The 13,770-nt window shown below is 39.8% G+C and carries 8 protein-coding genes; all 8 read right to left on the bottom strand.

The features are described from left to right. Positions 1 to 7 precede the first annotated feature (7 nt). The 8 genes from QMO11_RS15460 to QMO11_RS15425 all read right to left on the bottom strand — a co-directional run bounded on the left by QMO11_RS15460 (position 8) and on the right by QMO11_RS15425 (position 13,769). The gene (locus QMO11_RS15460; protein WP_282038117.1) at positions 8 to 2,239 is read right to left on the bottom strand and encodes a GH92 family glycosyl hydrolase; all 2,232 of its coding nucleotides are present in this window, start codon (positions 2,237 to 2,239) and stop codon (positions 8 to 10) included. A 274-nt stretch (positions 2,240 to 2,513) separates the two neighbouring features. Continuing rightward, complete coding sequence (locus tag QMO11_RS15455; protein WP_282038116.1) at positions 2,514 to 5,507, bottom strand: GH92 family glycosyl hydrolase; 2,994 nt, start codon at positions 5,505 to 5,507, stop codon at positions 2,514 to 2,516. Between the two features lie 60 nt (positions 5,508 to 5,567). Beyond that, on the bottom strand, positions 5,568 to 6,563 hold the full coding sequence (locus tag QMO11_RS15450; RefSeq protein WP_282038114.1) for an isoaspartyl peptidase/L-asparaginase family protein: 996 nt from the start codon (positions 6,561 to 6,563) through the stop codon (positions 5,568 to 5,570). A 4-nt stretch (positions 6,564 to 6,567) separates the two neighbouring features. Then, positions 6,568 to 8,817, bottom strand: a complete 2,250-nt coding sequence (locus QMO11_RS15445) for a GH92 family glycosyl hydrolase (RefSeq protein ID WP_282038112.1) — start codon at positions 8,815 to 8,817, stop codon at positions 6,568 to 6,570. A 2-nt stretch (positions 8,818 to 8,819) separates the two neighbouring features. Continuing rightward, positions 8,820 to 9,878, bottom strand: coding sequence for a family 10 glycosylhydrolase (locus QMO11_RS15440; protein ID WP_282038110.1), 1,059 nt, complete (start codon positions 9,876 to 9,878; stop codon positions 8,820 to 8,822). 14 nt (positions 9,879 to 9,892) lie between these two features. Then, a complete protein-coding gene (locus QMO11_RS15435) occupies positions 9,893 to 10,969 on the bottom strand; it encodes a carbohydrate-binding family 9-like protein (RefSeq protein WP_282038109.1) in 1,077 nt (358 codons plus the stop codon). Further along, positions 10,969 to 12,582 (bottom strand): C69 family dipeptidase, encoded by a 1,614-nt coding sequence (locus QMO11_RS15430; protein ID WP_282038108.1) that lies wholly within the window; start codon positions 12,580 to 12,582, stop codon positions 10,969 to 10,971. The genes QMO11_RS15435 and QMO11_RS15430 overlap by 1 nt, the downstream gene beginning before the upstream one ends. A gap of 2 nt (positions 12,583 to 12,584) precedes the next feature. Further along, positions 12,585 to 13,769 carry a transglutaminase-like domain-containing protein gene (locus tag QMO11_RS15425; protein ID WP_282038107.1) on the bottom strand — a complete coding sequence of 395 codons (1,185 nt, stop codon included), beginning with the start codon at positions 13,767 to 13,769 and terminating at the stop codon, positions 12,585 to 12,587. Between the last annotated feature and the right edge of the window lies 1 nt (position 13,770).

Genomic DNA, 13,770 nt, shown 5'->3' with positions numbered 1-13,770 from the left:
CATACTACTACTTCAACCAAATTTTTAAAATACCTCCACTTACAATATCAGCATGCTGAATAAAATAGCTGTTTAATACTTTCCCATTCAGCTCCATTTTATCAATGGTAGTGGCATTGTCGTTTGCCTTTATGGTTTCAATTTTAAAGGTGTTGCCCGAATATAAGGTATCATCTAAAGTAATTTCAATGTTATCAAAATACGGACTACAAATGGTATAATGTGGCACGGCAGGGGCATCTGGGTATAGTCCCATCATGGCAAATGTTAACCAAGCGGACATGGTTCCTGTATCATCGTTACCCGGAATTCCGCCTGGCGTATTATGGTAATGCTCATCAATAATTTTACGTACCTCTTTTTGCGTTCTCCACTCTTCGCCTTTTATGTAGTTAAATAAGAAAGCATAACCCATGTCAGGCTCATTATCTGGTTCATATAAACCATTATCGAACACGCTTTGCAACTTATTTACAAACGCCTTATTGCCGCCATTGGTTTTAATTAATCCCTTGGCATCGTGGGCTACCATAAACGAATAATGCCACGATGTACCTTCAATAAAACCAGTTACAGGCTTAAAGTTGGCTCCATCCATTGGCGAGAAAGGTGCGTACCAAGTACCATCATCCATGCGAGGGCGCATTACGCCTTCTTGCTTATCGTACATGTTTTTATAATACTTTGAGCGGGCTGTAAATTCTTTATAGATATTATTTTGTCCCATATCCTTTGCCATTTGAGCAATAGCGAAATCGGCAACACAATATTCAAGGGTTGTAGATACCGAACCGTCGAACTCTTCCTGAACAGGAATATATTGGTGCTTTAAATAATCAGCCAACTCAGGGCGTATTGGATTATCACCTTCTTGTTTGGCGCTTTTTAGCATGGCTTCTAGGGCTAAGTTAGTATCAAACGCATCTAAGCCGCGCATATAAGTATCGCCAATAACAATGGCTGCAGGGTCGCCAACCATGGTAAATGTTTCCGTTGAATTGAGCTCCCATTTAGGCAACCAACCATTCTCTTTGTACATATCAAGCATTGAGTTTACCATACCCAGCTGTTGCTGTGGGTAAACCAAACTCATAAGTTGATGCATATTTCTGTAAGTATCCCAAAGTGAGAAAACCGTATATCTAGTATCACTAGTATTACCAACTTTGCTCGATCCCACCATTGGATAATCGCCATTTACATCGTTCAAAGTATTCGGATGAATTTGCGTATGGTATAAAGCCGTATAAAAAATAGTTTTTTGGTCCTCTGTGCCACCATCAACCTTTATTTTATTTAGAGCTGTATTCCATGCCTCGCGAGCATCAGCTTTAACAGCATCAAAGCTTTTGCCAGCAATTTCTTTTTGTAGGTTCTCGCGTGCATTTTCTATGCTCACATAACTGATACCGATTTGTACCTCAACTGCTGTTTCTTGCTCAAAGTTGTACGAAAAGTAAGCACCAATGCTATCGCCAACCAAAGGTTTCATATACTCCTTTAGGATGCGGGTTTTGCCATTGTAAGCCATCCAATTGCCTTCAACACCATTGTATTGAGCGGGCTTTTTCCATGCCCCAAAGTCAGAAGATTCTGTATCTACTTTCACCACGAAGTAAACTGGATAAATCTCCTCAGGATTGTTATAACAGAACGAACCTACTGTTCTAAATCCTTCTAACTCGTTGTTATCGGTAATGCGTAAATAACCATCTTGCTCGTTGGTTAAACCTAAGCCTAGGTTTAGTAAAATATTAGCCTGTCCTGCAGGGAAGGTATAGCGGTTAATGGCGCTGCGTACACTTGCTGTAACCTCGGTTTTAACCTTGTATTTATCCAAGTAATTGGAATAATAACCAGGGTAAGCTTCCTCGGCAGAATAAGGTGTTGCATATTCGTTTGTACTTGTTTTTAAGTCGCCAGTGGTGGGCATTAAAATGATGGTACCTAAATCGGGACAACCCACACCTGATAGGTTTACATGACTAAAACCCGTAAATGTTTCATTGGCATTAGAGTAGGGTGTACTCCACCAGTCGCTATCCTTTTCGTGTTTGTTTGGTCGGCCAGCCACATTAAAAGGCACTGCCGAAATCATACCGCGCGGAACAATGGCACCCGGATTTGTTGTTCCGTAGTTATCGCTCCCAATAAATGGATTCACAAAATCAACCGGCTCCTGTGCCCATAAGCTTTGCGCGATAAAAAGGCCAACTATAAATAAAAAAATATTACGCATAAAAGTCGTATTTAAAAACTTAGTTGTTAGTATTAAGTAGTAAGACATAAGTATAAAGATTATTCTTTATACAAGATCGATAGTATTAACCCGGTCTATGCTTTTGTTTTATTACAGATAATTATAAAGATCAAAGGCTCTATAGTAATCAAGTAAATCTTAATTCTGTAGAGCCTCTGAAAGTTGTGTGTGTGAAAGTCAGACTTAAAGTCTACTGTCTTATAAAAAGTAATTTAACTTCTGTCTTCTGACTAGAAACTAGCTTACTATTTCTTTATTGCTCCACAGTTATTTCATCAATAAACATATACGATGGTAAACCAGAACCACCATGCCATGTAGGTAAATCACCAGAACCTTTGATGATTACTTTTAAATAGCGTCCAGTGGCTTTTACGTCAATTGATTTAGTTAGAACAATAATATCTAAATGCTCTGTTGTTTCAGGGTATGATGCTGAAGCTACTTCAGTAAAGTTTTCGCCATCCTCAGAACTTAATATCTGAATGCCACGAGGAGGGAATATCCACGATCCTGTGTTTTGCGAAAAGTTAATGGTAACTCTGCTAACATCGGTTGCTTTACCAAAGTCAATTACACCTCTAAAATCATCACCTTGAATACCGGTCCATTTACCATCAGTGTAATTGTTTGAACCTGTAATACCATCAATTAAAGTATGGATGCCAGGGTTATAACTCTTACCTAATTTAGTATCCGTAGTTAATTTAGGATAGCCTGTATTATCGCTATTGTAAATTGACTTGCGGAAGTTAATGGTTTTTACATCGCTAGTAATATATCCATCCTTAACAGAAATAGCCTTTAATTGCGTTGACTTTTTAAGTGTGAATGGCTTTTTATATTTCTTCGATTTTGTTGTTGGCTCTGAACCATCAAGCGTGTAATAAATAGTTACGCCTTCAGTTTCTGAAGTTAACTCAACCGGAAGTGTTTCAGGGAAAGTGTATTTTGAATTTTTAGCGTAAGGCATAAATGCTCTTGCTTGCGGAAATTCAATTTCTTCACCTTCGTTAAGTGATAATTCAACCGGACAATCTTCAGGGTTTGAACCCCATGCTTGTGGCGTAGCACTCATTTCAAAAACCAAGTGGCCACCATTCATAATATCAGCGTGCTTTAAGAAAGTTTTAGTGTATTCTTTCCCATTTAAAGTAGCCGATTTAATGTATACGTTTTCTGGCGAGTTATTTTTAGCCTCAACTATAAAGCTTTTTCCGTTCTCAAGATTGATGGTAGTTTTATCAAACACAGGGCTACCAATAATATACTGGTCGCTAGCTGGGTTCATTGGGTAAAAACCCATTGATGAGAAAACATACCAAGCCGACATTTGGCCCGTATCTTCGTTACCGCTATAACCATCGCGCTCACTTGTGTACATCATATCCATTACCTTGCGAATCATTTCCTGTGTTTTATCAGGGCGTTGTGCAAAGTTATAAGTATACACTACGTGATGCGAAGGCTCGTTACCTTGCGCATATTGGCCAATAAGACCTGTTACATCGTGTGCATGTTCATTATCGTTTACCGCTTCTTGCTCAAACATTTCGTTAAGCTTAGCCACAAAAGCTTCTTTTCCACCAAACATATCCACCATAGCAGTCATATCGTGCGGTGCAAAAAATGAGTAGTGCCAAGAGTTACCTTCTGTAAAGTCGCCCGATCCGAATAAAGAAATGGCCATTGGATCAAATTCGGGATCCCAAACACCATTCTCATCGCGACCACGCATAAACTTAGTTTCTGGGTCGAATAAGTTTTTGTAGTTATAAGAGCGTAAAGTAAACTTCTTATAGTCATCCTCTTTGCCTAAAAATTTAGCTACTTGAGCAATGGCATAATCATCAAAAGCATATTCAACAGTTTTTGATACTGAGTTAGCTTCATGCTCACGAGGGATGTAATTTTGGTGCTTGTAAAACTTTAAACCTTGGTTATCAGCATTAGCTGAAACTAACATGGCTTCGTAGGCTTTTTCAACATCGCCAGTGTAATATCCTTTTAAAATAGCATCGGCAATAACCGGGATAGAGTGGTAACCAATCATTGTATTGGTTTCGTTATTCCAAAGTTCCCAAACTGGTAGTTTACCCGACTCTTCAAATTTCGAGATCATCGATTTTATGAAGTTGTCGTTATACTTTGTATCAATAATTGAATACAATGGGTGTAGCGCTCTAAAGGTATCCCAAAGCGAATATAAAGTATAGTTTGTTCTATCGTCAGCCGTATGAACTTTCATATCCATACCTCTGTACTCGCCGTTTACATCTTCAAAAATGTTTGGGTGAATTTTGGTATGATACATTGCAGAATAAAACACAACCTTGTCGTCTTCGCTTCCTTCAACCTCAATTTTAGCAAACTCTTTATTCCATTGCTCACGTGCTTGAGCGTGTGTTTTTTCAAAGTCGAAGGCATTGTTTTCAGCTTCCATGTTTTCCCAGGCATTCGCCGATGAAACAGAAGAAATAGCCACCTTAGCCATTATCGCTTCACCTTCAGTGGTGCTAAATTTTAAAGCTGCTTTTACATTTTTACCGTTGGCCGTTTCTTTTGAATCTATCACAACATCATCTTTGGCAATATCGATGCCCTTAAATGGTTTTGATAATTCAATGGCAAAATAAACGCGTTGGTCGCCTGCCCATCCTTGCGAGAAACGGTATCCCTCAAGTTTGGTATCAGATACCACGGTTAATTTTGTATCTGTTGCATTATCAGAAATGCCATGTTTTAAATCGATGATGATATTACTTTGCTCAGACTCACGGAAAGTATACTTGTGCATACCTGTGCGTAAAGTAGTAGTTAACTCTACGTTGATATGATAATCTTGTAAGCGTACTGCGTAATAACCTGGCGAGGCTTTCTCGTTTTTATGGCTAAAGCGACTGCGGTATCCCGCATCAGGATCGGCCTTTGTGCCCGGATTGAAATTAATAGCACCAACAGTTGGCATTAAAAGGATATCGCCATAATCGGCACCACCTGTTCCGCTTAAATGCGTGTGCGAAAATCCGATGATTGAGCTATCAGAAACATGATATCCTGAACACCAATCCCAACCTTCAACACCTGTATCCGGACTTAATTGCACTAATCCGAAAGGAGAGGTTGCACCTGGAAAGGTATGACCATGACCACCCGTTCCGATAAAAGGATCGGCATATTTACTGTAATCTTGTGCGCTTACGTTGGTAGCAGATGAGCCTAGCATTGCTATAAGGCCCATGCTCATAAACACTGATTTTATCTTTTTGTGTAAGATGTGCATATATGTGTAATTTTTTGGTTCTTTTTATTCTTCGTAATGATAAATGGCATCCTGTAAAGTGGCTCCATTGGCATCGTGTACCGCAAAGTTGAATCCTTTACGTAAGCTGTAGCCACCGTATTCGCCTTTGTTATTGATGGCAATAAAACCCACTTGCAGGTAATCAAACTCAGGACGACCTTTATGGCGTTTGTATATTCTGTGAGTAGCCTCTTTACAAGCATCAAAAGGAGACATGCCGTTTCGCATTAACTCTACCACAATGGCACTTCCGGCAGTGCGTATAACCGCCTCGCCTAAACCTGTGGCTGTAGCAGCACCGACTTCTCCATCAACAAATAAGCCAGCGCCTACAATTGGTGAGTCGCCTACGCGGCCATGCATTTTCCAGGCTGCGCCCGATGTGGTGCACGAAGCTGCTACTTTGCCTTCCTTATCAATGGCCAGCATACCAATGGTATCGTGGTTCTCAATATTGATGATTGGCTTATAGTCCGATTTCTGTTTCCACTCTTCCCAATCTTGTTTCGATTTTTCAGTCAGTAAGTTTTCTTCCTTAAAGCCTTGCTCGCGAGCAAATTGCTGAGCGCCCTCACCAGTAAGCATTACGTGTGGTGTTTTATCCATCACCAAACGAGCTACATTGATTGGGTGCTTAATGCCCTGTAAGAAACTAACCGCTCCTGTACTGGCATCATGGTCCATAATGGCAGCATCGAGGGTTACGTTTCCATCTCTATCAGGATAACCGCCATAACCAACGCTACGTACCTCAGGGTCAGCCTCAGGAATCATTACGCCTTTTTCTACCGCATCGATGGCATGGCCACCCGCTTCGAGTACTTCCCAAGCTTTGGCATTAGCTGCTAAACCATGGTTCCACGTGGAAATAACAAGGGGTTTGCCTCCGTTAGTTGCTGTAAAACCAGTTCCCTTAGGCATATTTGCTTTTATTGAATTGGATACAAATGCCAATCCGCCCAAAGCGCTTATTTTTAAAAAATCTCTTCTCTTAGTCATGCCACTATTTTAAATCATCAGATGGAGGAAATGCGCTAGCATCAGTCCATAAGTTTTTATTAGGTGTTGCACCCATTGTGTATACTAATTTGCCACCATTCATAATGTCTTTATGATGGATGTAAGATGTTTGAAGATCTTGCCCGTTTAAAGTGGCTTTTTGGATGTAAATATTTTCATCAGAAAGGTTGATACTTTCAATAGCAAATTCCTTACCACTTTCTAATTTAATAGTGGCATTATCCACTAAAGGTGTACCTATAACATAAATTCCATCAGCAGGATTAACTGGGTAAAAGCCCATAGTTGTATAAATATACCAAGCCGACATTTGACCACAATCTTCGTTACCGCAGTGTCCATCGGGTGTAGCCGAATATTGCGTATCTGCAATTTGCTTTACAATCTCTTGGGTTTTCCAAGGTTTGCCAATGTAGTTGTATAAATACCCAACATGGTGGCTTGGCTCGTTTCCGTGTGCATATTGACCAATCATACCTGTGCTGAAAATTGGTAATACATCATCCGCAGTAGGATAGTAGGTAAACATAGAATCGAGTTTCTCTTCGAAACGATCTGCCGAACCTAGTTTATTAATTAAGCCCTGTGTGTTATGCGGTACAAACCAAAAGTATTGCCATGCATTCGACTCGCAATAATCATCGGTATATTCCTTGGCTATAAAATGCTTAACAAAGCTTCCGTCTGCTTCAAGGGTTCTTAAAAAGGTGCTTTCGCTATCGTAATGATTGGCCCAATTGTTCGAGCGTTGCATGAAGTAAGCATAGTCGTCAGTTTTGTTTAAATCCTTTGCCAATTGAGCAATACACCAATCATCGTAGGCATATTCCATGGTTTTAGATACCGACCAGTTTTCGTGCTCATTGTTTGTTGATACAAAACCTTTTTCTTTATACTCATCAAGGCGTTGTGCATCCTGCATGGCAGAAGCTTTACAGGCTTTGTATAGTTCCTCGGCATCAAAATCAGCAAGCATGCCTTTAAAGTATGCATCTACAATTACAGGTACTGAGTGGTAACCCATCATCATATCCGTTTCGTTTCCTTCGAAAGACCAAACTGGTAATAAACCTTTCTCGTGGTAATGTGCCATTAAGGATTTAATCATATCCTTAACTCGGGCTTCGTGCATGATTGTGTATAAAGGATGCGCAGCTCTAAAGGTATCCCAAAGCGAAAATAAATCGTAGCGCGTATAATCGCTGGCATTTTCAACTTCTCCGTTCGGAGCTTTATAATCGCCTTTTACATCAGAGAAAACGCGAGGATTCAACATGGTTTGATACAATGTGGTATAGAAAGTTCTTTTTAAAGAATCGTTAGTTGTGCTGATATCTATTTTCGATAATTCAGCAGTCCATTCTTTACTAGCTTCAGCTTTGATAGTAGCAAAATCTTTGTTGTCTAGCTCCGCTGCAAAGTTGGCTTCAGCCCCTGCAATGCTCGATGAGGCAATGGCTACCTTTACTTCAATTACCTCAGCATTTGCTGAATCGAAGTTTACCTTTACTTTGGTGTGCTTAGCTTTTGCTTCGTTCTTTACCTCTTTATTTTCGGCAAATAGATTGTATGAATCAAAGGCTGAAGAGAATTCAGCTTTAAAATAAACGCGTTGGTCGGCAGCCCATCCTGAAGACATTCTGTATCCAACTAGAGTTTTATTATCAATTACTTTGATGTACGTATCCGTTGGACCATCCCAGTTTAGCGAGTAGCCTAAATCTAAAAGAATAGCTTTGCCTTCATCTTTTGGGAAATGATAACGTTGCACACCGCCACGGCTCGAAGCAGTCATTTCTGCTTTAATGCCAAAATCTTTAAGGTTTACCCAATAGTAACCCGGTTGTGCGCCTTCTTCATCGTGTGAAAACACAGAAAAAGGACGGTTGCCATTTTCTGCAATGGTTCTGTTGCTGCGCTTATTAACTGGCATAAACAATAAATCGTACAAATCACCAGCGCCAGTTCCGCTAAGGTGTAAATGACTAAATCCGCTTATTATCGTATCCTCGTATGAGTAACCTGATATTCTATCCCATCCGCTTAAGCCATGATCGGGACTTAACTGCACTGCACCAAAAGGAAACTGTGCGCCAGGATAAGTATTACCCGGGCCATCGGTTCCCATAAATGGATTTACTAGGCTTAGTAAGTCTTCTTTAACTTGAGTTTGTTTGGGTGTGCATGCCACAAGCAGACTAATGAGTATTGTGAATAAAATTAATTTAGTCATATCTAGTTGATTTTTGATTCGTGAATAGTTTCGAAAGAAGCCGCATCAAATAAAGACCAGCCTTTGGCTCCTGATTGTAGTGCTGTATCAAACGCCTTTTTAAGAGAATCGCCTTCGAGGTTTGGCACAAATAAGCCCGTGTAAATTGGGAATTTGTTGTTAACAGTAGCTACGCCTTCAGCTGTTGTTTCGCCAATCCAAGCAATGTCTTCCTTATAAAAGTTGTGGTAAATCATAGGAAGAGCACCATCTAAGTTCCACTGATCCCAAGCTTGGTAAACCATAGTTCTTGACATCTCTGGCGATGGAAATACCGCTGCTGTTAGTGCTTTGTTTTTGCTGTGCACCATAGTTGCAATTTGATTCACCAATTGCGTTACCGTATTTAATCGGAAGTTTACCCAGTTGGCATCGGTGTTTGGATCGTCTAAAGAAAGTGGGCTGTAACCATATTCAGCTTCAAAAGCTTTTAGGTTTGATGGGTTGTATCCGTAATCCCATTCGGCATATACTTTATCTTGAACAATGTTGTAGTTACTCCAAAGGTCGGTTGGCAAAATGGCATCGCAATAGCGCACATAATCCAAATGAATACCATCTAAACCTTCAATTTCAAGTAAATTATTTACTTGCGTAAAGATGAGGTTTTGTACTTCAGGAATTGAAGGACAAAGCCATTGGTAGTAATCTACGTAAGGTCGTTTATCAAAACACGATTCGCCAAGGCGGTTGACTGAATACCACTCTGGATTTTGCAAAGCAGTTGTGTCACCTGGGCGGTTTAAGGTCCACATCCACGCGTGTACCTCAATATTTAATTGATGCGCCAAAGGAATAACTGTATTCAGTACTTTTTCGTTGGCACCAATGAGGATGGCGTTTATGCCCGCAGTTTTGTATTTTGCGAAATCAGCATTCCATTCTTGTTCCGTTTTAGTTTCATTGGCATGAATCCAAATCCAATTCTTTTGGGATGCAGATTGCTCTTCTTGCGAGGAACATCCGCATAGCAATGCCACAATGGCAATAAGTGCGTTGATATGTAAAAACTTCTTTCTCATTACTTATAGTAGTGCTAATTTATTTTTCGTAATCGTCCTTCAGTATTCGATAGAAAAGAGGTTTTTGAGTCTGGTGTTGTTCCTGTTATTTCAAAAGAGTGGCTTAAGGTGTTTAGGGTAATCTGGTATTTTTGGCTCAGTTCAATATCGATATTTAAAGCCTCCAAGCTTTTAGCATAGTGCTTGTTTAAATTAAAATATTGCTTTTGCGCTTTGTAAATATGAGCGATAAATTGACGTAAGAATTCGGTTTCGTAATCGTAGAAATTGTCACCCTCCGTTGTTTCATATTCTAAGAAGGTTACCATTCCCCAAAGTTCGGGGCGGTGCATATCAATGGCGCCAATGGGCGACCATACCCAATTGTTCTCGGGTAAGAAACGTCCGGTATTGGGGTGTTTCTTTTTGTGGTATGTGCCATTAATAACTTCAGACTCCCATTGAACTCTTGAAAAGTTTATCCGCATATTTTCGCCATGAACAGGCAATCTTTTAGGTGTGTTTGTTGAAATTATGCTTTCCCACGGAATGGCTACTTCTACTGTCCAACTATCATCCTTATCATTTGGATTGTTTAGGGTGCCGTTAATTTTTATGGCTGATTGTAAGCCCTTAATGTCGTATTCGTTAATAACTGGGCCTGCCTCGCGATATGGTTTGGCCAGATATAAATCCCACGCAGTATTTAAGGCATTCAATTCTAATTCGATGTAATTGTGCGTATCTCCATTGGCATCAATGAAAATTTCAATATCATTATCGTGAAAAATGACTTCATCTCTATCTTTAATGGTAGCCCAAATATGTTCTTCCTCTATGTAAAATGCGAAGTACAAAAAGTCATCGTTCCAAAGCATTTTAGCCATTGTTTCAAAGTAGGGCTTGTGTATATCATGTCCTTCAATATCAACAAATAGGTTTGTCCACTGCGCATCTTGCCACTCGGGTTTATTGATGTCGCCGTTGATAACAATATCACCAGTTATTTTTTTGCATAAGTATCTCTCGGGCTCAATAAACCTAAAGTCTTGAGCTGACAAAGCTATGCTGCACAAAATTGTGATTAACGATATGTAGACTCTTCTGTTCATTAGTAATTGCGTGGTTCTTTGTTTTCAGATTCTTTTTCCCAAACAGGTAAAACGCGTTCTTCATCATCGGCAATAGCCTTACGATAGAAGTCGTTGCTATAACCTTTTTGTTTTGGTCTGTTATCGGCATCACGCACCAAACCATCATTATATTTTACGATTAGATGATGCGATAATTGCGTCCATTCTTTTAGTAAGGCTTCAGCGTTTTGATTTCCAAACTCAGTAAAGTTGTTGGCACGCGTTACATTGTTATTGGAAGTTTGTTCTTCTTCTAATGCCCTGTAATCATTAATAATATTTGTTTGTACTTCTGTTTGTTTTGCTTTTACGTCTTCAATCATATCGCTATAGCGAAGATTTACATAGTTGCCCACAAAGTTGAAAACCCACCACATAGATTCCCATGAGAATTCGTTGAAGTTGGCATTGCTATATGACTCAGGAATACTATTTACAGATGCATTAAATGGCATGTAAATGTTGGTGTAGGTATTGTCTAAACCCAGCCACATTGTTGATTCTGTTTTAGTATCATCACCTTTTAGCTCAGCAATAAATGCATAAGCTGTAAGTGGCGTTGAAATGGGGCGTTCCCATGAAGCCTCGGTTTCGTCGACAGTAAATGTTAGCGGACGAGAGCGGTTGGGGTTGCCATGGGGTCCGGCTTTAAAGCCTTTTTCCATATCCCATGCAGTACCATCGTAGTGACTTCTGCTCAAATCCATTATATCTTGCAGCGATAATTTTTCATCGGGTTTAATCCATAAAGGATAGCGCTCAGCAGATTTATCGCCACGTGCATAATCAGCTGTAAAGTTTTGTGATGGCGCTACTCTGCGGAAGAAATCCCATACGCGCATTTCGGTATATCTTAATTTGGCAGGATTAGCAGGATCGTATGTGTCGCAAAAGCTAAATGTACCATCGGTTTTAGGATTGTAGTAGCTTTTCTTTTTGGCAAAGCTTACCACATCTTTGGCGTACATTACGTTTTTTTTGTCCTTAAAATCGATTTTGCCAATGCGAGCATGGTTGGCATGGGCACTCACGTATCCATCGGGCACTTTTACAGCTACCCATATGGCACCTTTTTCATTGGCACCTTTGCCTATCATTTCTAAAATCCAAGCCTCGTTGGGGTCGGCAATGGAGAAGCTTTCGCCCTCTGAGCCATAACCATATTCTTCCACAAGTGAAGTGATTACTTTAATCATTTCACGAGCCGTTTTAGAACGTTGTAAACCCAATTCCATTAGGTGCCAATATTCTAAAAATTCGTTGGTGTTGTGCAGTTCTTCTCTTCCGCCAAAGGTAGTTTCGCCAATGGTAACATTAAACTCATTAATGTGGTAACCTATGGTGTGGTATTCTTCTTTAGCTTTTGGTATAAAACCTTCTTTTTTGTTGGGCCACGAAACTACTTTAACGCTGTCCGTTTTTGTGTACAAGCCACCTTTATGAACAGGGAATGCCGGAGAATAAGCTCCATCGTTGGCATAAAAAATATAGTTGGCTCCGCTTGTTGATGCACCATTTGTAATTAAAAAGTTGGTGCAGGCAAAACTTTCTGCCACAAAGCAAAATACTACGAATAAAAGAAGGCTGCGCATGTTTATATTTTTTGATTGTGGAACAAAATGATTTGTTGGTTCTCAGAAATAGCTGTCATTTTTTTAGAAACGAGCTGCCCATTGGCATTGATGAAGCTTAGGCTAAAATCAGTTCCTTTCTCAACTTTAAAAGTTAAGTATCGGTTCATATCATCAATGGAGCCGCTTGTTTCTCCGCTATTAATGGTTTCTCCATTAGCAATTAGGCTTACTTCTGCTTTAACGCGATTGTTACCCGCTAAGCTGCAATCTTCATTTTTGAGCATTACCACTTGTAATTCAACGCTATTTTGTGAATTATTTCTAGCCAGTTCCTTTTGGTATAAATCAATGTACCTATCGGTAACATCAACGGCATGCACGTATTTTATATTATCATCCCATACCAATGGAAAATGTAGTTTGGTTGGCTTAAACGATGATGCATACATCCATTGTTCAGGTTTTGATTTATCGGCCTTGCCGGCACGCTCTAAAAACCAAGCCTCGTCAAAAGTACCTGATGGATAATATTCGGTAAAGTGCCATTGGCCGTTTACATAAACCTCAACCCAATTGTGGTTGCCTGAGTTGTTAAACCAATCGGGAGTTCCGGCAACACGAGCCGGAATACCAACAGATCTAAAGGCATCAACCAATAGTATTGATAAACCAGAACACGAAGCCATGCCCAGTTCCATCGATTCGTATGGACTCTGGTCGGGCTTTTCTCTATCGGTATTATATTCTACATTGAGCTCATTAAGAATATTGTTGTTAATAGCCCAAATGGTCTCTTCAATACTTGAAGCATCGCTCACATATTTGCTAAACCGTTTATAGAAATCAGGGCGCCAATAATCTCTGCGTTCGTTTAATGAAGCATAAGGAAGTACTTCGTTAAAGAAAACATCCTTATCCAAATTCTTTGCCCATGCATAATCATTGCGAGCGATATAGGCATATTTAATATTCTCAATTAGATATTCTGCACTTAATTCTTCTAAATCATGTTTGGGCATGTATTGAATTAAAAATTCAAGTGCTTCTTTTTGCTCGCCTTTAAAATGCGCTAAAGCCATTTCTAATTCGTGTGCGTTATTGCCACTTTGGGCAAGCGCATTTTGAATTGGTTCGCTGTACTTGTTTGAACATGAAGTTGCGATAAGCAATATTGCTAGTGCAATTATATTTAGTGTTTTATGCATA

The sequence above is a fragment of the Saccharicrinis aurantiacus genome, assembly GCF_947489045.1.
In the GTDB taxonomy this organism is placed as follows: Bacteria; Bacteroidota; Bacteroidia; order Bacteroidales; family Marinilabiliaceae; genus Saccharicrinis; species Saccharicrinis aurantiacus.
Note: the sequence above shows the minus strand (reverse complement) of the source record. Positions and strands in the feature narration are given on the sequence as shown.